The sequence below is a fragment of the Chryseobacterium sp. CBTAP 102 genome, assembly GCF_003201365.1.
In the GTDB taxonomy this organism is placed as follows: domain Bacteria; phylum Bacteroidota; class Bacteroidia; order Flavobacteriales; family Weeksellaceae; genus Chryseobacterium; species Chryseobacterium candidae.
On the sequence record NZ_QICX01000014.1, the window covers coordinates 1 to 22,918 of the forward strand.

Consider the following 22,918-nt stretch of genomic DNA (forward strand, 5'->3'; position numbering starts at 1 on the left):
TATTTTATTTTTAAAATCCTTTATCTTATTGATAAAGGATTTTTTTTGCTTTATACCCAAGCAGGGAACCCTAAACTCATACATAATGAGTAATAGATGATAAACGATACATCAATCAACTATCATTGATCAACTATCACTAATCACTCATCCTTATGATGGAAAGTACACCCTCCAGTTGTCACTCCATAGGAGTCTGAACAATCTATTTTACATTCTGTAACAAAATATAAGCTTCTAATAAACAAGCCTGGATTCCTGCGGAATGACACAGTAGAAAGAAACGGAGCAAATGAAAAAGAAGACGCCATTGGAAAAGGATGTTTATCTATTCTATTGGGAGAATAATATTCTTTCCTTTTTTAAATCTCATAAATCGATTATCACAAATAAGAAGTACAATTTCCTGATAAATATGTCCGCGTAGCTCAAATCTACTTTATTTTAAGCCAAAAGAAATAAAAAACCACCTCTGTAAAGAAGTGGTTCCATTTATGGCATTTTGATTTTGAATTTACAAAAGACACTTAGTTTGCTGCGATTGTAAAAACTATTTGTGCGCTATATGTTGCCGCAGGAATTGTTACAGATACACCACCTATTTGTAATTGTACATTTATAGCTGAGTAGTCTACACTGTTGTTAACGCCTAATACTCCACCAAATGTAATTGTAGAAAGTGTTACTGCACTGGACTGAGGTATTTCTATATAATTCGCCGTTCCTCCAGAAAATGTAACGGAACAAAGCAAACAAAGCCCGTTGATAGTTGCTGATCCACCACTTCTTTTTGCATAAAGTTTCAGAGAGCTGTTCCAGTTGGTAGGAAGATATTGCATACTGATTTTGGCACCAGAGCTACCAAGAAGATTCAGGAAAGATCCTGGTAAATGACCCGACAATGTGAATAAGCCAGGATTATCGTAAGTTCCGGTATAGTTGGTTCCCGCTTCAGTGATGGTAGGTGCACTTGCATTCCAGTTAGATCCTGTAATATTTATGGTTTGCCCCTCAAGGTAACTTCCCATTATTAAAGCAATAATGTATAGATATCTTTTTAAGAACTGTTCTTTGAGAAAAGGACTTTTAATTTTCATTTTTTAATTTTATTCTGTAATGGTGTAGGTGATGACAATAGCTGTATTGGTCTGTGCCTGTAAATTGCCATAAGTACTAGTGGCAAGTGAAATGGTGAGGGCATGGCCGTTATTCGCTCCATTTCCTGTATATGCTCCTCCAATACCACTAATAATCGTAGTTGGAGTGGTTGTAAGGATAACCTGCCCTGCAGATGTTCCCAATGTTCCACCTCCGGCTCCGGAAGCTGCAGCTGCCTGAATTCTTATATTAACACCTGGAATAACTGTATTTACTGATGCTGTAATTCTTCTGGTAAGTCCTCCGGAAGCGATAGCAGATGTATAGTTGATCCACTTTGACGTATTGGGTGCTGGAGCTACCAGAGCATTTCCGGCCTCGGTAGGGCGTGTAAAATTTAAAGTTATGCTTCCTGTAGGTTCAATATCCATTAAAGTTACTTTGGGTAAAGTCAAAGTAACGGTAGTACTTGCAGTCTGGGAATAGGTTGAACTGTATACAGTACAAAATACAATTAATAATATGGAACGGATCAGAATCATTTCTTCTTTTTTATTTCATTATATCCTACTTTCAAGGATTCCTTTTGATATTTGATCTCTATCTGTTGTTTAACAATATTGATGCTTAATTTTTTTGTTTCTGATGGTTGTAAAGTAAACAGAAATTGGTCTGTTGAGATTTTATAGCGTTTATCCAACCCATTACGATAAACTTTTACAATCCAGTCTCCCGGACGTAGATAAGTGAAATCAAAATCTTCTCCTATGTAGCATACCTTACGAAAAGTCTGATCATGGCTGCTAGCTTCTACAATGATACTTTCCCTTTTCTTCTTTCCTTTTAAAGATAATTGTTGCCCGGAATCTGGCTGGTCTTTTTCTCCGGTTTCCAGGAAATTAACCTGGCCCTTAACATTTGCTGCGGTTGTTAATCCGAAATTAAAAGTATGCTCTTTATTCATCAATGAAAGGGAGGCTGGAAAAGTTTGGGTTGGAATATCATTGATTTCTGTGGTGGAACGGTCTATTTCAAGAAAATAATTACCCGGGATAACATTTTTAAACATATAATTTCCATCCTTATCGGTAACGGATAGGTAACTTCCAAGTATTAATCTTATTCCCTCAGTTTTTTTTATACCTAAGTTGCTTACATTTCCAGAGAGTGAAATATAATCGGCAATTTTCTGTACAGGTATGTTAGGCCGCCATGTATAGCGCATAGAGAATATGAAATCTTTATCTCCAATTTCTCCTCTTTGCAATGAATATCTTCCGGAAAGGTCAAGTTCGTTTCCAGGAAATAATTGCTGATGAAAAAGAAGTTCAAACAGATTTCTGTCTTTGAAATATTCCTCAGGCATATAATTGTTCTGATAAAAAATGCTTAAGCTGGTTTTATCGGAAAGCTGACTATAAATTCTTGCTCCGTAGTAAAGGCTTTTCTGATTCTGAAGCTGATATCTTGAGCTTATAGCATAACTTCCGAAGATGTTAAAAGATGTTTTGAATTTTTGAAATGAAAGGTTGGCAGAATAGAAACTCGAATTTCCATTAAATCCAGTCAGATAATTATCTGTTTTCCCGAATTGTCCATCTACATTTACCTGAAATACTCCTATCTGTTGATTAATACTCACTTTGAAATAACGTTCATAATAATCAAACTGTTTAGGTTCTAAACGATCTTTATAGGTTTGATACCCGTTATTAAGAATAATGAAACCACTAGGCAGATATTTGTACTGTACTCCATATTGAAAATACTTTCTGTAGGGGGCTGCCAGTAACAGGGTATCTCTTTGGAAGTTTTTGGCATCCTGCATGTAATTGGCAAATATGCTGATCTTTTTGGTGATATTGTAATAAATATTACCGTTAAAGGTATTTGTATTGGTAAAATATCCTGCAAAATCAGGACTGGCTCTCATGTACATCAGACTTCCGTTCAATTTTTTTAAAATGGCTTCTGCCTGTAATAAATAAGCTGTTCCATCTGTTTTTTGTGTTGTACTGTATGCCAGTTCACCGGAAAGATTAATATTTTTTGAAACTTTAAATTTCCCTTTAGCATAAGGCAGATGAGCATCTGAATCAAGTTTTACATCTCCAGATCGGATTTCTTCTTTCCTCGGAGTTTTGTAGAGATATCCTACAGATACTTCAGACTCTTTTCGGATTTTAAAGGCTGAATAAATATTAAATTCATCTTTAATATCTCGGAAGAATCTGGGATGATTATAGAAGCCGCCGAAGCTTACTTTATTAAAATCATATCGGATTTCTGCCCCGCGTCCATATCTTGCAAATTCTGTAAGATAAGAAGAAGAGTAGGTTTTATCGCCAAGGTGAAGAAAAAACTTATCCCGTTTATAATTCACAAAATATTCCTCATATTGGGTGAATGTATTAAGCTCTACCGGATTGTGAGTGACAGCCCTAAATTCAATCTGATTCTTATTGTCTTTATCAAGTGTTCCTTTTCCGTAAATTTCACCTTGAAAACCATCATTATAAACGCCCATATTCTGCATTCCAATGAAAGATAAAGAGAAAGCAACAGGCAGTCTGTGATAAATATCGTTTTCAGAGGGTTTTACTGATATCACCTGAGTGGTTGCATAGACATCCTGATTTTCTTTGGGATTATTCCTCGGATGTACCGAAAGATTTAGGTTCTGAAATTCATTCTGAGCAAGTTCAGAACTTGTTACTTTGTGAATCGTAATGATTTTGGATTCATTGGGTGCAAGAACAAGAGATGATTCATTATCAATAACAGCATTTTTACTTTCAATAACGATACTTTCCGTTATATTACCATTGTTTTTTAAAAGAAAAGATGCACGGACCGTTTCTCCAGCTCTTACAAATTCAGGTATATTTAAAACCGTAACCATAAGCTTTCTGCTTCCGGAAACTACAATTTTTGAACTTTGTGTAAAAGCTGTTCCATTATTGCGGTCTGTAATGTTCAGGGTGACAGAATAAATACCCTGTCCTGTTTCAGTACCGATCCGTAAAGGAACCAGATATACCGATGTTTCATAAGGCAGAATCTGAAATTCTCCCTTTGCTAAAATAGGATTTATTGAGGAACTTGAAGTGACAACTGAAATATCATATATTTTGGTTTCCGCCGAATTATTTTCTAAAGTGAAGGGAATAGAAGTAGACATTCCCGGCATTAAACTATCTTTTTTACTGACCAATCTGTCGGATTGCTCTTGGGAAAAAATAAATACCGGGAATATTGAGATGATAATAAATAAAGTCCAAGTTCTAATCATTTTTTACTTCTAATTCCACATTGAGTGCAAAAGCATTCTCTTCTTCATCCGTTGCTATGATAGTTGCTTTGTATTTGTCAGGGGGTAATCTACTGATATCAATGTAAAATGTCTTGGAGGTATCTGGCAAAAGTCCCATCGTTAAACTTGAATAAGTTCCCATCTTTTCACCCGTTTTCCGGTTATAGATTTCAATAGAAGCTGTCGGTTTACAGTAAAGATTGCCATGATTGGCTATTGCTATCTTTGCTGTCTGCTTTCCCTCCTGTTTTTCTACCTTTACATTTTCAAACTTAAGGTCCGGTTGGCCCTTTTCTGCTTCAACATCTGTAATGACCTGAATGGCATATCGTATAACAGAAGTGATGCTCACTCCCGGTTTATTGTCGCTGGGTTTTATCTCTTCTACCGGTTCTACAATGATCACACTCCAATAGCTTCCCGGATCCATTGCCTGGTTGGGAACTGTTATTTCATAAAATATCTCAGTCTTTTCCTTACCTTTAAGAGTAACAAGATTGGTATTGAGCTTTAGCCATTCTCCATTACTGCGTTTATTGGTACGTAATGCTGTATAATTGATGGTTCCGTCTGCATGGTAGGTATAATCCTGTAAAAATATTTTTACACTTTGAGGGTTGCTGCCTGTGTTTTCAATAGCAACTTTTCCTTTATACACCTTTCCGTTTTCTATTTTGTAAGAATGCGTAAGCCCGTTGAGAATCACAATACCGGCATGTAAAAAGCTGAACTGCAAAATCAGGGTGATCAAAATAAGGATACGCTTTATCATGATGTAAAGTTTGAAGTTAAATCATTAATAATACAAAGCCAGGAAGAAACTGAATAACAGCTTCTTCTTGTTTTTGAAAGGCAAAATTGAATTTTAGTTAAATTCTAATTGTCTGATATCGTATAGGTAACGGTGGCAGCAACCGTAGCTGTAGCTTGTAAATCGGCATAAGCTGCTACTCCTCCAGGACCACTTCCTGCAGCAAGAGCGTAGGTAAGATTGTGTCCGTTATTGGCTCCGTTACCGGTATAAGCACTTCCGATTCCGGAAATAATAGTCTGATCGGCTGCACTTAATGTCAGAAGGCCTGCAGAGGTTCCCAGTGTTCCTGCCCCTGCTCCGGTAGCTGCCGCAGCAGTTACGTTAAGATCTACTCCTGGAATAATGGCATTCATTTTTACACTTACATTACGTGTAGGGTCTGCAACAGATTTAATAGAAGAATAGTTAAGCCATAAAGTAGTGTTGGCTGCATCCGGAATAATAGGACTTCCTGCTTCAGTAGGAGCCGTGAATCCAAGAGTGATGTTTTTTGTCGCTGCCGGTTCAATATCTACCAATGCAACTTCGGGAATAGAAATGGTAACCGTATGGTTGTCTGTATTGATGTCCTGTGCGCTCAGATTCCCGGATAGAGCAAACGCAAATAAAGACGCTGCAATAGTCAAATTTAATTTTTTCATGATGGTGATAATTAGTAGAGTGAATATAACGAAATTCGGAATACATTGAATAAAATATATAATAATTTTTATATTAATAAGTATTTACATTGCGTAATGTATTTTAATTGAAATATTCTTTAACAGAATAAGTCAAAAAAAACCTATACAAATTTGTACAGGTTTTTATCAATATTAAAAGAATTTTTTACGCCCAATGCGGATCAGAAACAGAAGCTTTTCCGGTCTCAATACGTCCGGCAAAGTGCCACAGATGCTCGTTTGACGAGATTTTCAAATCATACCACCCTTTAAATTTATCAAGATCGATAATTATTTTTTCTTCTGATTTTTCTACAGGAATTGTTTTTTTATTTTTTGTGTACAAATCTTCCAGGCTGATGGAGAAATTTTTCTTTTTGTTACTTCTTACAGTCAGCTCAACCTGGTTTTTTGCTGTTATATTTTCTAAAATTATCTCTATTTCCGGATAAATACTTCCCTGAAATTTCCTGAAAAAGCCATTGGGACCGAAAATTTCATAGTCATAGGCTCCGGAATGCACAGCATGGGATAAATTTTGTCTGGAATATAAGGCATATGAAAAATGATAATTATTACTGTTAAACTGAGTCCTGTCATAAACAAGCAAAGGGACTCCATTTTCTTTCAGATTAGTCATTTTTATATGATCGCCTTCCAAATTGACATGGAAATGATAAGGCAGCGGGTTGGATGGCTTCAGTCCTCTTTCCTGAATGTCAAGCAAACTATCATTAAGTTGATCTTCAGAATACCATTTCAGATCAGGAACTGGTTTATTTTTAGCTGCATTGATGGTTTTAGCGTAATCCTTCTGATTCAGATAATCCATTTTCGGAACTTTCACGCTGGAAGAATTGAAAGCTGATGTAAGATCCCCACATACCGCCCTTCTCCAGTCACTGATATTATCAACATGTACATTCTTTTTGAATTTCTTCATAATGAATTTCTCCAGAAACTGCAGCACAGAAGTATGATCCGATACTTCGGAATTGACAAAACCTCCTTTGGTCCATGGTGAAGCAATGATCATAGGAACTCTATAGCCTAAACCAACAGTTCCTTCCACTTTTTCATAGCTTTTTAAAGAAGGATTGCTCATGTATTCCTGAGACTGATCTACATATTCCACTCCTTCTTTTCCATTCATGTCAACGGGCTGGTTTGGATTCACCGGTGGTGCGAAAGGCAGCACATGATCAAAATATCCATCGTTTTCATCGTAATTGATGATGAATATGGTTTTTTTCCATGTTTCAGGATCTTTGGTAAGAATATTTAAAACCTCAGAAATATACCAGGCTCCGTACCAAGGCGATCCTGGATGATCTGAGAAATGTTCAGGAGCCACAAGCCAGGAAACCAATGGAAGCTTTTTCTCTTCCACATCTTTTCGGAACTGAAAAAGTACATCTCCTTCAGGAACAACCAGTCTTTCTCCGTTTTCATCCTTTCCGATTTCAAGTTTCCAGTAATCCGGATCGTGGGAATTGGTTGTAAATGCTTTTTCGTGAAGGTTTTTTTCTTCCTTAGAAAGCCTGGAATAATTATCAGGATGGTATTTCACCTGATCTTCCTGTACTTCCGCCAGCATAGCCTCCAGCCTTTGTTTCTGACCAGGATTTTTTTCAATTTCCCCTTTCAGATAGGTGATGATATTAGGAATATTCTGATGGTATCCTTTTGAAAACTTAACGTTGAATTTTGAAAACCACTCAATCGGGTTATCTGTAAAATTGCTTAACCAGGCTTCCTGTTCGCCGGACATTCCCTTTGGAAGACTGATCTCGTTCTGATAAATTCTCCACGAAACATTTTGCTGCTCTAAAATCTCCGGGAAGCTTTTCCATTTTGCCTGTCTTGCCTTGTCATAATCAATGTTTTCATTAACAACATTGGCCTTTACTTTTCCGTTTTGCTGTTCTCTCAAAGTTCCGGACCAAAGGAATAATCTGTTGGGAGTAGTTCCGGTAAGTGAAGAGCAGAAATACTGATCGAATATGGTAAATGCATCTGCCAGCTGATAATAAAACGGAAGGTCTTCACGGTTGTAATATCCTAAGGTAAGCGGAATATTCTTGTAATCTTTATTTCCTGAGGCTTTCGCCTGAAGCCATTGGTCAAATTTTCCTTTGTTCAATGCTTTTTGCTGATCAGCCCATGAATGTGGAAGTGAGCTCATCCAGGTAGATTTTGTATTTCTTAAATCCAGTCGGGCAGGAGAAGCATATTTTCCTTCGTCATTTTTTTGAAAGAAAACAGAATGTCCATCCTGTTTTATAAAAGCTCTTTTATCCAAAAAGCCTCTTACTCCTTTAAGGGCACCGAAAGCGTGGTCAAATGAACGGTTCTCCTGCATCAGGATGACAACATGCTCTGCATCATAAAACGTAGACTGCGCAGCAGGATCAATGGCTAAAGCTTTTAAAATAGAAGGATGCAGAACATTTGAAGTTCCTAATCCAGCTAATAAAAGACTTGATTTCTCTAAAAATTCTCTTCTGTTCATGTTCAATCGTAATAAGAAAGAAACCGCAAGTTAATAGGATTTTCCTGCGATTTCTTTGTTTTATATAAAAATAATCATGTTTTTATTGCAGCCACCAGGGTTTGGAATTGATATTATCATTTCCTCCATACTGAGCGGCTAATGCGGCCTTTAAATTATTGCTGTTGTAATTATACTCAGACTGCGGATATCTGAATCTGAAAGGTGCTGCAACACCTGCTTTTAAAGGATAGTTAGGATAACCTGTTCTTAAATAGTCATAATATGATGTCCACTGTGCCTGATGGAACATGGTCATGTATTTTTGGATCATGATCTTCTCCAGCTGTGTTTGTAGTGGATCAGCATTATTATAAACCACTAAAGGAGTTGCCAGATATTGATTCACATCAAAGCCTGAGAAATACTGTCCCGGATTTTTTACATACGTCTGATAAAAACTGAAACTCGCTTTGATTGCGTTGTCATAATGTGTTTTTGCAGATCCGGAAATCCAGCCTCTTGCCGCAGCTTCGGCCAGAATAAACTCAAGTTCTGAATAACTCAATACAGAAGCAGGCTCATTGGTAGGATCTTTATAAAAACGGTCGTTTACTTTAGAGATATTTTTTGCTGTGATCAAAGCAGCATTATCAGAATAAGGTGACGTAGGATTTCCTCCGTTATAAGCTGTATAATCTGTGATCGCTTTTCCGGCTTCTTTTGCTCCGGTAGTTTGTGCCGCAAATGTAAACAAACGCGGATCATGTCTGTCTTTAAACATATTAATGAAATAATCCGCCATGTACAAACCCGAACCATATCCGCTATTATTAAACATGGTGTATCTGCTGTCAGCAGCATCAGCAAACTTAAGTTCACCGTTATCTGCAATGGAAGTCATTATAGACTGGCTTCCTGCAATTGAAGCAAATTCTGCAGCAATATTATAACTTCCTACCGTCGTTTTCTTAGATAAAGTGATCAGTATTTTCAGGCGGAATGAATTGATCAGTTTCTTCCACTTTAAAGCATCTCCGTTGTAGACAATATCTCCTTCAATTTTATCGTTGGTATTAATAAGATCATTGGCTTCTTTGAGTTCTGATAAAATCCCGGCCATGATCGCTTCCTGAGTATCATATTTGGGTTGTGTAATCCCGGATTCACCCTTTGCCGCTTCAGAATACGGAGCACTTCCAACTTTCAAACTGATGTTGAAGAAATGATAGGCTCTCAGAAATTTTCCGATAGCCAGATAATTTTTGTTTCCTCTTTTCTCTGCTTCCTGCATCATTTTCCCTGTATTCAGAAGTCCTTTTGTGTAAACTTCAAAGGATAAATCATTCCATTTCATATACTGATAAGAATTTTCGCCATCAGTACCAATCATCATTCTTGAAGCGTACATATTATCTCCATCCACTTTGAAGGTGTATTGTGAAACATAGGTCAGAAGATTTTTGGGATCAATGCTGGCCTGGTCATTCGGGTTTTCATTAATTGTATCAAGGTTGGATTCACATGATGCTAACGTCAGAAGCCCGGCTGCAAATATAGATTTCATCATCCATAATGCTGTTTTACCTTTTTGCCTTTTCACTTTGTTTATAGTATTTTTCATTGTCTAGACGTACTTTTTAGTTAAAACTTAAGATTAAAACCTATTCCAAACCATCTGCTGGAAGGATCCTGAATATCATTGCTTACATCACCTTCTCTTCCTGTTTTGATCTGGAAATCAGGATCGGAGTAAAGATTCTTTGATTTTTTCCACATGGCTAAATTATAGGCAGAAATATTGGCAGTGAAGCCTTTTACCATTCCTTTCGGATTCAGTAATGACGAGAAATCATATTCCAGAACAACAGATCTCAACTTAACGAAGGTTCTGTCGAAAACGTTGGCAAATTCTTCACTCTCATCCTGCGTTACTCTTGCACGGTAGGGATAATTTTGTGCCCAGTCCTGATAGCTGATTGCTTTTGTGTGTGGTGTATAAAGCCCGGTTGCGGGATTGTAGTTAACTCCATCCGGTACAAAATAATAGGTTCCCGGATTAGCATACTCAAGATCCCTGTACGCTACAGAATTAGGATGTTTTCCTCCCCACCACATTTTTTCCACTACCTGAGACCTCATCACCCCACCGATGCTTCCGTCAATTCCGATGTTTAAAGTAAACTTTTTATATTTAAAGGTGTTGTTGAAACCGAAAGTCCAGTCAGGGTTGAAGTGTCCCAGGTTACTTGGAGTATTAGCTCTTGTCGGCATTCCTGTATTAGCATCAAGAATAACTTTTCCATCCGGAGACTTTTGCCATGTATAGTCATAATAGCTGTCCATTCTTTCTCCCAACTTAATGTTGTTGTAGTTCGGCATATTATCATAAATGGAAGTCAGCTTTTGCTCATAAGTACTCCAGTTGATCAATGTTTTCCAACTGAAATCAGCAGTTTTTACCGGAACTAAACCAAGGGAAACTTCAAATCCTTTCGTAGTATATTCATTTCCGTTTACATATTGTGAGGTGAAACCTGATGATTCAGCAGCCGGGAACTGAAGGATATTATTATAATCTAATGTTCTGAAATACGTGGCATCGAAAGTAATTCTGTTATTAAGGAAACCGGCACTTAATCCTAATTCATAAGATTTTGTCTGCTCAGGTTTCAGCATATTTTCAACATTCAGCGTTGTTGGAAAATAATAAGTAGGATTTCCATTGAATGTGATTCCCCCATTGTTCAGGTAATAATTTCTGATGGAATAGGGCTGGAAGTCATACGCTACTTTGGCCCATGATGCGGAAAGTTTCAGCATATTGACAGACTCCGGTAATTTTACCAGGTTTGAAATAACGGCACTGATGGAAGCAGAAGGGTAGAAGTAAGATCTGTTGGCCTTAGGCAGTGTAGAAGACCAGTCGTTACGTCCGGAAATATTGATGAAGAAAGCATTGTATAATCCGATATCAATGGTTGAATAAGCACTGTAAATTAACTTTTCCTTCAAATACATATAATTTTTAAGCGCTCCGATAGAGTTTTCAAAAGTGTACACTTCAGGAATTTTCAATCCGTCCGTAGATCTTTCATTTTTGTTGTTTTTATAGTAAAAAGCTGAACCTCCGGCGTTGATGGTGAAATCAAAGTTTTCAGATATTTTTTTCTTGTAAGTCGCCAGGACATCGTAGTTAAGGTTCCATGTTTTATTATCTTTCAAAATATAACCTCCGCTTCTCGGTGCACTATAATTGAAGTAAGAATAAGGACTCAATATTTCTGTTTTGCTGTGGTTTTCCACTAAAGATATTTTCCCTTTTACCGATAGATCCTGTGTTGCTTTATACTCTAAGCCTGTCTGTGCATTGATAATATTGGTTCTGTTCTGATTCTTGTAATACTCAGCTCCGAACCATGGGTTGTTGTACCATGCATAGTTCCAGTTGGCCTGTGCTCTTCCTTCCTTTCCGGGAATCCACATATGATTTTTCAATGCTTTTCCGTCTACATCTCCTCCCATCCAGATCAGAATAGTGTACATGTGTCCGCTTGGATTATAATCGTAGTTCGGGATATTAGGAGTAAAGGCCTGGTTGAAGTTGAATTTTGTGTCAAAGATTAATTTCTCACCAAGATGATTTTCAGAAGAAAAGTTGATTCCGTATTTCTGAAGATAAGAGTTCGGAACTCTGTCATCATAATTCATGAAATTTCCGGAGAATCTGTATACGTCTTTGTTATTTCTATAGCTGATCGCAAAATTATTATTGTTGATGACAGCGGGCTTTAAGAATGTATTTAAGTTATCATGGTATTTCCAGTCAATCGGAACTCTTTCATACCTTGATTTGTCATCATACTGAGTTCCTGTAACAGCTCCATACCACGGAACTACCTGTCCGGTTACTTTATCTCTGATTGGACTGTTCCATTGGGCAATCTGTAAGCCGGGAACGAATTTTGGTCCCCAGATCATATCCCCATCGTTGACTCCGCCATCAGCTCCGTCCCAGAATTCATATTTGCCATGAGAGCCGTTACCGTATTCAGTCTGGGTTTTCGGAAGATTGGTAAAACCACCAGTGATCATGGTATTCTGAGAAAATTCTACAGAAAAACCTTTCTTCTTAGCATTTTTTGTTGTGATCAAAACAGCTCCGTAACGTCCTCTTGAACCATATAGAGCAGAGGCGGTAGCTCCTTTCAGCACGTTGATGTTTTCAATATTGTTAGGGTCCAAATTCTGGAAAACCTCTTTTTCAACAATCACACCGTCAATCACAAAAACGAGATTGGAATTTCCTCTCAAAGTAAACTGCGGAGCCTGCTGCATTCCTGTAGGATTGGAAACATTCAGCCCAGCAACCTGTCCTGAGAATAAATTCCCGATACTTGGCGTAGTAATGGTTTCAAACTGTTTCGTTCCCACTTCCTGAGTGGCATAACCAATCTTTTCTTTCTTCTTGGCAATACCTAATGCGGTAATAACAACGCCTTCAATCTGCTTTTCGTTTTGCTTTTTTAAGACAACAGAATACTGTTTTTTGGAAGAAACCTCAACGGTATAAACAGAAAAATCAGGAGCAAAAAATTCAAGAATATCTTTTGGGTTTGCAGAAATGGTGAAATTACCATTTTCATCTGTAGTAGCAGTCTTTCCTGTGTTTTTGTCGGTGATGTTCACACCGGAAACACTAGAACCGTTTTCAGATTTTACATTTCCGGAGATAGTAATTTCCTGAGCGGAAAAATAAAGGGGAAGTAAAAAAACGGCAAAAGTGGCTAGAGTTTTCTTCATTTTTTTGAAGGCAAATTTAGCAGAGTACTGTTACCTGTTCTTTAATGATGTATTAAAATAAGAATACGATTTAATATTTTTTAACATTAAAAATTAATAAATAAGTAAAATGGGAAATATTCTTTGTATAGAGACTTTTGCTTTATTTTATAGATATTAATATAAGGAGGGATGCTGGGAGAGGGAAGATGGAAGTTATTTTGGTGTTGCCAACTTCTTGAAGCCCTCAGTAATAGATTTTTGATGAGAAACTTTTCTATAAAAACAACAGGATAGTAAAACTGTGACTTCGATAGCTTCCAGCCTCCAGCTTCCCTCTTCCTTTCTATTTTTAAAACCTACTCAGAATTCCCCAGTGGATTTTAATATCATTAAACTTAAAAGGATTTCCAAACTCATTTCCGTTAGACAGCTGAAAGCTCATCAATCCGATAGGAATGAAGAAATTAAAACCAAGCCCCACACTATAGAGTTTGGGTTTTACATTCAAAGATTTATTATTGAGCTGGCCATATTGTCCAAAGACGTCAAAGAAGGCCTGATTCCCGATAAGGTATCGGTATTCCAGACTTCCATAATAGAAGAAATCGGCAGCAAGAGAGTTTTCATTAAATCCCCGCATGGAATTCCAGCCTCCGAAACGGTATAATTCATTGGCCGAGAATGCTATTTTAGAATCCATCATGGCACCTTCCGCTTTGATGTTCAGAAAGTGGTTTCCCGAAATATGATAATTGTGTTCTCCGAAAAAATAGAACTGATTTTGGTTGGCTTTGATATTATCTTTTGAGTAAGTGGTTGTCAAAAAGTCATATCCGGCATTGATCCTTGTTTTATAAAGGAAAAGGTCAATGTCAGTAGGTTCTACCATTTCAAACCATACCCCTATTCCTTTTTTGTTATAGTCTTTTCCCTGGGTGTAGAGTTCATCTATAATTGTTGAAGTTTCCAAAGTTCCTCTAAGACCTATTTTATTTCGGTTGTTGATATGGTAATAAAAAGCAGGCAGGAATTTTACGTTGGCAAACGTTGAGTCCTGTCTGTAGATATTTACTTTTGTATCCATTCCGACGTTTGATTTGAACAGGTAAGGAATATCTACCCGAAGATCAAAAGTCTGCCCTTTATCCGGGTTTCTCTGCCAGTATAAATTGACGGTTTCAAAACCATTGAACATATTCCTGAAATTGACATTCATCGTTCCGTTTAAGGTAAACTTGGAGGTTTTATCATTTCCAAAACCAATCACCCCATCAAAGGTATTGGTCTTTTTCTTTTCCAGAAAGAGGTAAATACTGGTGGAGTCTTTTGTGAATAAAGTTTGTGGCTGCCGTTCGAGGATCAGAAAAGGATGGCTCTGAAAGGTTTTGTTGATGGCTAAAAGGTTTTTGTCATCATAGTTTTTACCTTTGAACTCCTTTTCCATATTTTTGATGAACCTTTTGGGAACTTTTTCGTATCCCTTTACTACAAACCCGTTGATTGTTCTTTTATCATTTTTGTTGATGTCGAGTTCTACAATGGGATAGCCGTTTTTCTGCCCTTTGTATTTAGATTTGATTCTGCTGAAAGAATAGCCTTCATCAATATAAGTTTTGTTGATACTCTTCTTGGTGGAGTCTAGATTTTTAGTGAAAAAATCCTTCTGGATCTTTAATTTCTGAACAAGAGAATCCGTAAGGTTGACATATGTTTCATTGAAATTCCTGCCTTTATCGTAGAAAATTTCAGTGCTGTCGCCTTTTACTTTAACATCTTTCAGTTGGGTGAAGAAATAATTACTTTGGGCTAATGAATCCAGAAACTTTACTGCAGAAGTGGAATCTTTTACCTTTTTTCTGACTTTGGTTTCCGTATCAATCAGCCAATACTGCTTCTTCTGCGCTTGTGTAAAAACGCAGAACAGTACAAAAAATATTTTTAAAAGTAATTTCAATTTATTCTTCTGAATATGAAGGGGAATCTCTATAAAAATACAAAAGATTCTTCACTGCATTTCTGAACTATGTTCGCAGACTTTCCGTCAGTGTTCAGAATGACAATGCGCCTTATCAATCAACTAATTTTTATCCAGTTTATTATACTTCTTCATCAAATTTTCATAAGTTCCCTGTGGAAGAATCCATTTCAAAGGAACTCCGATTCTCTGCCCGAATTTACCAAAATAATAATGCGCTTTCCATTTATTTTTTGCTAAAAGTTTTTCAATGTATTCTGCGACTTCCAAAGGCTCTGTTCCGTCATTTACGTGAGAATTCATCAGCGCATATACTTTGTCAAAAACATTTTTGTAGGGCTGGGAAACCTGTGCAATCACTCTGTTGTCTGCAATATTGGTTTTAATATCTCCCAGGTGTAGAGAACATACATCAATATTCCATGGGTATACTTCATATCTCATTGCCTCTGTTACTTTATCCAGAGCAGATTTTGAAGCCGAATAAAATCCGCGGAAAGGCAGACCCATTTCACTTCCGATACTGGAAATATTAATGATTTTTCCGAATTGATGGTTGCGCATGTTCGGAAGAACGGCACTCATCATCTGTACAGGCCCGGCAAGATTCAGGCTGAAAAGCTTCACAATATCTTCTTTCGTAGAATCTTCCACTGCACCTACCATTCCCATTCCGGCATTGTTGATCAGAACATCAATTTTGGGTTCTGTTTTTAAAACCTCAGCTACAGCATTTTGAACTGCAGTATTGTCTGTCACATCAGTTGGGATAGATTTGAAATACTGACTTTCCGTATGCTTTCGGCTTAGTCCATATACTTTATGTCCTTTTTTACCAAAATATTCGGCCAATGCAAACCCGATTCCTGATGAGGTTCCTGTTATAATGATGGTCATTGAATTCGTATGATTTTTAATGTTTTTATTTCTTCTGATACCAGTGAGACGTTTTTAAAGGTCTGTGTTCAAAAGTAAAATCTATTTTCAGCAAATGTAAAAAAAGAAAAATGAACTCAGTTATTTATTATTCCTGAAATAATTTTAATGATTTCTTGATCTATTGTCCCGATTTGATAATAAAATTAAGACAAACTTAATCTCAATCCTGCATGTAATATTTGAGGAATGATTACTTTTAATTACATATGTTTCTGAAAAACAGGCGTTTAATTTTGTTTTGTGGTAGATGGTACCTGAAAAAATCTAAAATTTCTTAATAAAAACATAAGAAAACCTTAATGAGGCATGGAAGCAGACTGATCTAATTTTGCACCTAATCAAAAAGGAGATCATGAATGTATTTAAAATCCCTTTATCCGTAACGTATTTAACGGGAAGGGTATTACTTATTGGTGCAATATCGGCTTCACCGGTGTTCCTCGCTCAGAAAAAAGACAGCTTAAAAGAAAAATCCATCGACGAGATTGTTGTTATCGGCTATGGAACACAGAAAAAAAGTAAAGTTTCCGGAGCCGTTTCGGAGGCTTCGCTGGATAAGCTAACCTCCAGATCTTTATCCGGAGTAGGAGAAGTTCTTCAGGGGAAAGCTCCCGGAGTAACTGTAGTGAACGAAGGTGGAGATCCCAACGGAGCACCTAAGGTCAATATTCGTGGTCTGGGAGGAATCAATGGAGAAACACCTTTGTATGTGGTGGATGGAGTGGTTTTCAACGGAACACCATCTATCAATCCAAATGATATTCAGGATATTTCTGTACTGAAAGATGCTTCTGCAGCCATTTATGGAGCAAGATCTTCCGGTGGGGTTATTCTTATTACCACTAAGAAAGGCAAAAAAGGAAACCTTACCGTAGATTTTGATGTTAAATATGGAGTAAACCAGGCTTGGAGATTGAAAGAATCCCTGAATGCGGCAGAATTTCAGGACGTGATGTACAAAGCCTACGAAAATGCAGGGAAATTGGGAAGCTTACCGATGGCTTTTAATCCTAATCAATATCCGGACGGAAGAATTACCAGAACAGACTGGATGAAAGAAATTTTCAGAACAGGAACCATTCAGGAATATAATGTGAACCTGAGCGGAGGAAGTGAAAAATCCAGATATTTTGTGGGCATGAATCACAGAAACCTTGAAGGAATCTTACTCAATACTCAGGCAAAACGATACAATTTCAGAGTCAATTCTGAACATAAAGTAAAAGACTGGCTGACGATCGGAGAAAATATGTATTATAATTACTCAGACGGCAATACAGCTGATACCAAAAGTGGATATACAGGTGCTTTGGTGGCGGCTATGTACTATCCGCCCAATGTTCCGGTATATACACCCAGCGGTGCTTTTTCAGGGTTGCCGATTGATGTGGCAGGTGGCTATGGAGATATGATTAACCCGGTAGCTTATCTTAAAAGGATCAGCATCAGAAATCCTACCCACGAGATTTTAATTAATCCTTATGCTGAAATTACACTGGCAAAAAATTTAAAATTCCGTTCCAATTTTTCACAGACTTTTAAATTGGGTACTGTAAAAAACTTTACCTACAGAGTTTTGGAAGTAGGAAAAATTTTTGATACCAATAATTTAGAATACCAGTCCAATAATTCATCTACAGCACTTGCAGAGCAGTTGTTGACTTATAAAATTTCAGCGGGACAGCATAATTTTGATTTCCTTGGAGGTTTTACATTCCAGAAAACAATTGATGATGGGTTTGTGGCAAAATCGTATGACTTCAGAAGTGAAGCTGAGGTTTTCCAACACCTTCAGAATGCTGCAGATACCAATAAAGATGTTTCCAGTTACAGATTCAAACAGTCTTTGGTTTCTTATCTGGCGAGAGTAAACTACGATTATGCGGGGAAATATATCGTTAGCTTATTGGGAAGACGTGATGGTTCTTCACTCGTAGCAAAACAAAACAGATTTGCGAATTACTATGCGGTTTCCGGTGCATGGGTAGTTTCGAAAGAAAATTTCATGCAGGATATTTCTTGGCTTTCCAGTCTGAAATTAAGAGGAAGTTATGGTATTTTGGGTAACCTTGGAGGGATTTCACCACAGGCTGTAAATCCTTTGATGACCAGAGACAATAATATTATTTTCGGTCAGGATCCTTCACAGAATATTGCTTACTATGCAACTACACGACCGAATCCGGATCTGAAATGGGGAAAATCTGAGCAGACCAACTTTGGAGTGGATGCTTCATTCCTTCACAACAGTCTTTCTTTACAGTTCGATTATTTTGTGAAGAATTCTAAAGATCAGATCTTCAATGTAAGCTTACCCAGTACGGCAACGTATAATAATCAGTATGTGAATGCAGGATTATTTCAGGATAAGGGATACGAATTAGGGATCAATTACAACAAAATAGTTTCCGATGACTTTACTTTCTCAGTGGGAGCTACTATGAGTCAACTAAAAAATACGGTGAAGCAGCTTGCCAATGTAGATGAGATCTTTATCAATGATAATGGAGTAAGAGGTGTATTGAAACCAACCCGCGTAAAAGTAGGTGATCCTCTGTATTCTTTCTATGGTTATAAGACAGGAGGAATTTTCCAGAGTCAGGAAGAAATCAACAATTATAAAGATGCCAACGGAAATCTTATCCAGCCCAATGCCAAGCCGGGAGATATCAAATTCCTCAAAAAAGAAGGAAATACCGGAGTGCTTAATAATAATGACTTTGTCAATCTTGGAAGTCCATACCCTAAGTTCTCCTATGGCTTTTCATGCAATATGACCTGGAAAAACTTTGATCTGAATCTATTCTTCCAGGGTGTTTACGGAAATAAAATATTCAACGGGATGAAATTTATTTCTTTGAATCCGGGCGGAACGGGACAAAACTATAATATGGACATAGATATTCTGAATGCATGGACGCCTCAGAATACGAATACCGATATCCCAAGACTGGTACACGGCGACCCAAGCGGTAATTATTCCAAAGTATCAGATTTCTATGTGGAAGATGGATCTTATTTAAGACTGAAGAACCTTACCATCGGGTATTCATTACCAAAAGAATTGTACAGAAAGCTGGATGTAAACAAAGTGAGAATTTATATGACCTCCAACAACCTGTTTACTATAACGAAATATACAGGATTTGATCCTGAAGTAGGAATGAACTCTTACGGAGTTGATACCGGAAGATATCCTCAGGCACGCTCATTCATCTTTGGAGTGGAGATCGGATTATAATTTTAACCAACAAAAAGTAAAAGAAATGAAATTTTTCAATAAAATATTGTTAGTATCAGGAATATCAGTAATGCTTCTTTCATGTACAGGAGAACTTGATGTTCAGCCGGAAGGAACCCCTACGGAAGCCAGTTTCTGGAAAACAGAAAACGATCTGGTTACCGGAGCAAATGCCATGTATAAGCCTTTATTCGATGGTGAATTTTATGGAAGAGGACTTTTCTGGTTTATCAATGCCAGTGATGATATGGTAACCGGAAGAGCAAAAAGTGAGGCGGATAACGCCAAAAACTTCAGCAGCAATTACATCGCAGCAGGTGATCTTGAAACCCAGTGGAACAAAAGATACAACGTGATCGGAGTGGCCAACCGTGTGATCCGTAACGTTGATAATATTCAGACTTCGCAGGCTATTAAGAATAAATATCTTGGAGAAGCCCTTTTCATGAGCAGCAGAATGTATTTTGAGCTTGCTTATTCTTACGGAAATGAAAAAGCCGGAGTTCCGATTATTGACCGTGCAAAAGATCCGGATCCCAACCCGATTCCAAGAGCAGCCAATGTAATGGAAAACTACACTTACATTGTGAATAACCTGAAAAGAGCGGCAGAATTATTACCTACTCAGGCAGAACTTCCTGCAAAAGACTATGGAAGACCTCATAAGGCCGCAGCATGGGCATTGTTGGCCAAAGTATATTTGTTTATGAAAGACTGGAAGAATGCAGAATTCTGGGCCAACGAAGTAATGACTAAAGGAAACAGAGCTTTGTTGAGTAATTTTTCAGATGTTTTCAAGGCTGAAAATAACTACAGCTCAGAATATATCTGGTCTATCCCCGGAACTCCTAAATTTACAGCCTGGGGAAGTATTCTTCCGGGAGTAATGCTTGAAAATAAAGGATGGGGAGAGTATAACGGATGGGGATATTTTCAACCGACCAAAGAATTATTTGATGAATATGAAGCAGGAGACCTTAGAAGAAGTGCTACCATTCTTAAAATAGGAGACAAATTTACCTTTAACGGAAAAGAAAGAACATACGCTTCTTCCAATTCCCTTACCGGATATCAGTTCAATAAATATATGGATGCCTTCAAATATGAGCTGAAAAGTGGTCACGTGAGTGCCAACGGAGATTATCCGTGTACAGACCTTGCCGTTCCGATTATGCGTTATGCTGAGGTGATCCTGATCAAAGCAGAAGCTTTACTGATGCAAGGGAAATCGGCAGACCAGGAAATCAATATGATCAGAATGCGTGCAGGTTTATCAGCTAAAAACGGATGTACATTGGCTGACCTGAAGCATGAAAGACGTTGCGAGCTGGCAGGTGAATGGGCAGACAGACACAGAGACCTTGTACGTTGGGGAGATGCACAGGCAGCTTATGCGAAGCCTCTGCACGGTATCAATGGACAGGTAGTCTGGGCAGCAAGAAACTTTAATCCTGCAGTGCATAATGTTTGGGCAGTTCCGCAGGTTGAAATTGTAAACAGTCACGGAATCATTAAACAAAATGAAGGCTGGTAAAATTTAATCTTTATCTACAAGTCGCTATATCATTGCAGAACATTCTGTGATGATATAGTTTTTTCAAAGGAGTAGGGATAGGCCGTTTTATGCCACCTATAAAATAATAACGATAAACAAATGAAACTATCAAAAATATTAGCTGTACTGGCACTGGCTGTTTTTTCAGAAAACCAGGCGCAGAATTATTTAAAATATAATGTTGGGAATGCCCATTCGCATAATGATTATATGCAGGAAATTCCCTTTTGGCAGGCTTATTATGCTAACTTCGGTTCTATTGAGGCAGATGTTTTTCTGGTAAAAGGGCAACTTTGGGTTGCACATACCGAAAAAGAACTTTCGGCAGACAGAACACTGGAAAATCTTTATCTAGACAATATTTCGAAACAGATTAAACTTAACAAAGGAAATATTTATCCCGATGTCAATAAAAAGCTTCAGCTGCTGATTGATATTAAACAGGATTACAAAACATCATTGGCTGCTTTGGTCAGTACATTAAAGAAATATCCGGAGATCACAGGAAATCCGGGAATTAAAATTGTCATTACTGGCGGAAAGCCTCAACCGTCAGAGTTTAATAATTATCCGAACTATCTTTATTTTGATGGAGATCTTGACAAAAACTATTCTGCAGATCAGTTGAAAAGAATCGGAATGTTCAGTGCAGACCTTCCGGGGTTGGTAAAATGGAATGGAAAAGGAATTCCAAGGGATGAAGAAACGCAAAAAATCAAAACTGCAGTAGACAAAGCTCATGCTCAGCAGAAGCCGGTTCGTTTTTATGGAGCGCCGGATTTTCCTAATGCATGGGTAAATCTGATGGATTTAGGGGTGGATTATATCAATACCGATCATATTCCGAATCTTAAAAAATTCATGAATAGTATTCCGAAAAACTTTTATAAGAATACAAAAGAATACTCCACTTATACGCCAACTTATCAATCAGATGGTGTGGAGAAAAAAGTAAAGAATGTGATTCTTCTTATTCCGGACGGAACTTCTTTACCACAATATTATGCTGCTTTCACAGCCAATAAAGGAAAGCTGAATGTTTTCAACATGAAATCCACCGGACTTTCCAAAACCAATTCATCCAATGCTTATATTACGGATTCGGCACCAGGTTCTACAGCATTTGCAACCGGTGTGAAAACCAAAAATACGTTTGTAGGCGTTGACAATATGGGAAAAGCACTCGCACAAATTCCTGATATCATCGCTGAAAAAGGAATGGTTTCCGGATTGATTTCCACAGGAGATGTTACAGATGCTACGCCTGCAGATTTCTATGCCCATTCGGACAACAGAAACAGTTCAGAACCTATTCTGAAAGATTTCGTTGCTTCAAAAACTAAAATACTGATCGGCGGTCCTACAAACGGATTGTCTCAGGAAAATCTACGGAAATTCAAAGAAGCAAAAATAGATCTCTATCACGATTTAACATCAGTAAAGGAAATTAATAACCGTACCCTGGTTATTGATCCTCTGGCTTCACAAAGAGTAACCAGTGGAAGAGGAAACTGGCTGGCTGATGCTTTTGATCTTACCTTAAATGATTTAAAGAATAATAAAAAGGGATTCTTTATGATGATTGAAGCTTCCCAGACGGATGGTGGAGGCCACAGCAATAATATTGAACAGCTGGTTACAGAATTACTGGACTTCGATCATGTTGTAGGGAAGGCGATGAAATTTGCTGACGAAAATAAAGAAACTTTAGTAATTGTGGTGGGAGATCATGAAACAGGAGGCTTAACCCTTTTAGACGGAAGCCTGAAAGAAGGCTGGATATTTGGAAACTTCAGCACGAATGATCACACCTCTATTCCGTCAAGTGTTTTTGCTTACGGACCCAATTCAAAAGAATTCACAGGATTGTTTGAAAACACTGAGATCTTCAGCAAGATACTGGGAGCTTACGGAATCCAGAAATAGCTTTTAATTTATACTTTTACTTTTACAAAGAGAGGCTGCTTCATTTTTGGAGCAGTCTTTTTTTTTCAAAAAAGGCCGCCTTAGAAAGAGAGGCGGCCTTTGAATAAATCTAACAAATA

Annotated in this window: 13 protein-coding genes; 3 read left to right on the forward strand and 10 right to left on the reverse strand. The window is 37.6% G+C overall.

Translation table 11 applies throughout. From position 1 onward, the window contains the following. Positions 1 to 527: 527 nt before the first annotated feature. From C8D70_RS16935 to C8D70_RS16980, 10 genes are all read right to left on the reverse strand, one after another. Positions 528 to 1,097 (reverse strand): hypothetical protein, encoded by a 570-nt coding sequence (locus tag C8D70_RS16935; protein ID WP_110368092.1) that lies wholly within the window; start codon positions 1,095 to 1,097, stop codon positions 528 to 530. Positions 1,098 to 1,106: 9 nt separating this feature from the next. Continuing rightward, positions 1,107 to 1,640, reverse strand: coding sequence for a hypothetical protein (locus tag C8D70_RS16940; protein ID WP_076594843.1), 534 nt, complete (start codon positions 1,638 to 1,640; stop codon positions 1,107 to 1,109). Further along, the gene (locus C8D70_RS16945; protein WP_110368093.1) at positions 1,637 to 4,390 is read right to left on the reverse strand and encodes a hypothetical protein; all 2,754 of its coding nucleotides are present in this window, start codon (positions 4,388 to 4,390) and stop codon (positions 1,637 to 1,639) included. The genes C8D70_RS16940 and C8D70_RS16945 overlap by 4 nt, the downstream gene beginning before the upstream one ends. Further along, positions 4,383 to 5,183 carry a WxL protein host-binding domain-containing protein gene (locus C8D70_RS16950; RefSeq protein WP_110368094.1) on the reverse strand — a complete coding sequence of 267 codons (801 nt, stop codon included), beginning with the start codon at positions 5,181 to 5,183 and terminating at the stop codon, positions 4,383 to 4,385. Before C8D70_RS16950 ends, C8D70_RS16945 begins: the two co-directional genes overlap by 8 nt. Before the next feature lie 104 nt (positions 5,184 to 5,287). Then, positions 5,288 to 5,866, reverse strand: coding sequence for a hypothetical protein (locus tag C8D70_RS16955; protein WP_110368095.1), 579 nt, complete (start codon positions 5,864 to 5,866; stop codon positions 5,288 to 5,290). Between the two features lie 187 nt (positions 5,867 to 6,053). Continuing rightward, on the reverse strand, positions 6,054 to 8,399 hold the full coding sequence (locus C8D70_RS16960; RefSeq protein WP_110368096.1) for a phosphocholine-specific phospholipase C: 2,346 nt from the start codon (positions 8,397 to 8,399) through the stop codon (positions 6,054 to 6,056). 82 nt (positions 8,400 to 8,481) lie between these two features. Further along, positions 8,482 to 10,002, reverse strand: coding sequence for a SusD/RagB family nutrient-binding outer membrane lipoprotein (locus tag C8D70_RS16965; protein ID WP_228408055.1), 1,521 nt, complete (start codon positions 10,000 to 10,002; stop codon positions 8,482 to 8,484). A 20-nt stretch (positions 10,003 to 10,022) separates the two neighbouring features. Then, positions 10,023 to 13,181: a SusC/RagA family TonB-linked outer membrane protein gene (locus C8D70_RS16970; RefSeq protein ID WP_110368097.1), complete on the reverse strand. Its 3,159-nt coding sequence runs from the start codon at positions 13,179 to 13,181 to the stop codon at positions 10,023 to 10,025. A 331-nt stretch (positions 13,182 to 13,512) separates the two neighbouring features. Then, positions 13,513 to 15,117 (reverse strand): autotransporter assembly complex protein TamA, encoded by a 1,605-nt coding sequence (locus C8D70_RS16975; protein ID WP_110368098.1) that lies wholly within the window; start codon positions 15,115 to 15,117, stop codon positions 13,513 to 13,515. 123 nt (positions 15,118 to 15,240) lie between these two features. Further along, positions 15,241 to 16,035 (reverse strand): SDR family oxidoreductase, encoded by a 795-nt coding sequence (locus tag C8D70_RS16980; RefSeq protein ID WP_110368099.1) that lies wholly within the window; start codon positions 16,033 to 16,035, stop codon positions 15,241 to 15,243. A 394-nt stretch (positions 16,036 to 16,429) separates the two neighbouring features. On the opposite strand from C8D70_RS16980, the gene C8D70_RS16985 reads away from it, so the two are divergent. The 3 genes from C8D70_RS16985 to C8D70_RS16995 all read left to right on the forward strand — a co-directional run bounded on the left by C8D70_RS16985 (position 16,430) and on the right by C8D70_RS16995 (position 22,799). Beyond that, on the forward strand, positions 16,430 to 19,318 hold the full coding sequence (locus C8D70_RS16985) for a SusC/RagA family TonB-linked outer membrane protein (RefSeq protein ID WP_110368100.1): 2,889 nt from the start codon (positions 16,430 to 16,432) through the stop codon (positions 19,316 to 19,318). A gap of 25 nt (positions 19,319 to 19,343) precedes the next feature. Next, a complete protein-coding gene (locus C8D70_RS16990) occupies positions 19,344 to 20,852 on the forward strand; it encodes a RagB/SusD family nutrient uptake outer membrane protein (RefSeq protein WP_110368101.1) in 1,509 nt (502 codons plus the stop codon). Positions 20,853 to 20,972: 120 nt separating this feature from the next. Further along, positions 20,973 to 22,799, forward strand: a complete 1,827-nt coding sequence (locus C8D70_RS16995; protein ID WP_110368102.1) for an alkaline phosphatase — start codon at positions 20,973 to 20,975, stop codon at positions 22,797 to 22,799. Positions 22,800 to 22,918: the final 119 nt, after the last annotated feature.

Bases quoted from the DNA above. Each gene is read 5' to 3' on its own strand.
- C8D70_RS16945 (WP_110368093.1), bottom strand. From the start codon at position 4,390: ATGATTAGAACTTGGACTTTATTTATTATCATCTCAATATTCCCGGTA.
- C8D70_RS16940 (WP_076594843.1), bottom strand. From the start codon at position 1,640: ATGATTCTGATCCGTTCCATATTATTAATTGTATTTTGTACTGTATAC.
- C8D70_RS16990 (WP_110368101.1), top strand. From the start codon at position 19,344: ATGAAATTTTTCAATAAAATATTGTTAGTATCAGGAATATCAGTAATG.
- C8D70_RS16935 (WP_110368092.1), bottom strand. From the start codon at position 1,097: ATGAAAATTAAAAGTCCTTTTCTCAAAGAACAGTTCTTAAAAAGATAT.
- C8D70_RS16965 (WP_228408055.1), bottom strand. From the start codon at position 10,002: ATGAAAAATACTATAAACAAAGTGAAAAGGCAAAAAGGTAAAACAGCA.
- C8D70_RS16980 (WP_110368099.1), bottom strand. From the start codon at position 16,035: ATGACCATCATTATAACAGGAACCTCATCAGGAATCGGGTTTGCATTG.
- C8D70_RS16960 (WP_110368096.1), bottom strand. From the start codon at position 8,399: ATGAACAGAAGAGAATTTTTAGAGAAATCAAGTCTTTTATTAGCTGGA.
- C8D70_RS16985 (WP_110368100.1), top strand. From the start codon at position 16,430: ATGAATGTATTTAAAATCCCTTTATCCGTAACGTATTTAACGGGAAGG.
- C8D70_RS16995 (WP_110368102.1), top strand. From the start codon at position 20,973: ATGAAACTATCAAAAATATTAGCTGTACTGGCACTGGCTGTTTTTTCA.
- C8D70_RS16955 (WP_110368095.1), bottom strand. From the start codon at position 5,866: ATGAAAAAATTAAATTTGACTATTGCAGCGTCTTTATTTGCGTTTGCT.
- C8D70_RS16970 (WP_110368097.1), bottom strand. From the start codon at position 13,181: ATGAAGAAAACTCTAGCCACTTTTGCCGTTTTTTTACTTCCCCTTTAT.
- C8D70_RS16950 (WP_110368094.1), bottom strand. From the start codon at position 5,183: ATGATAAAGCGTATCCTTATTTTGATCACCCTGATTTTGCAGTTCAGC.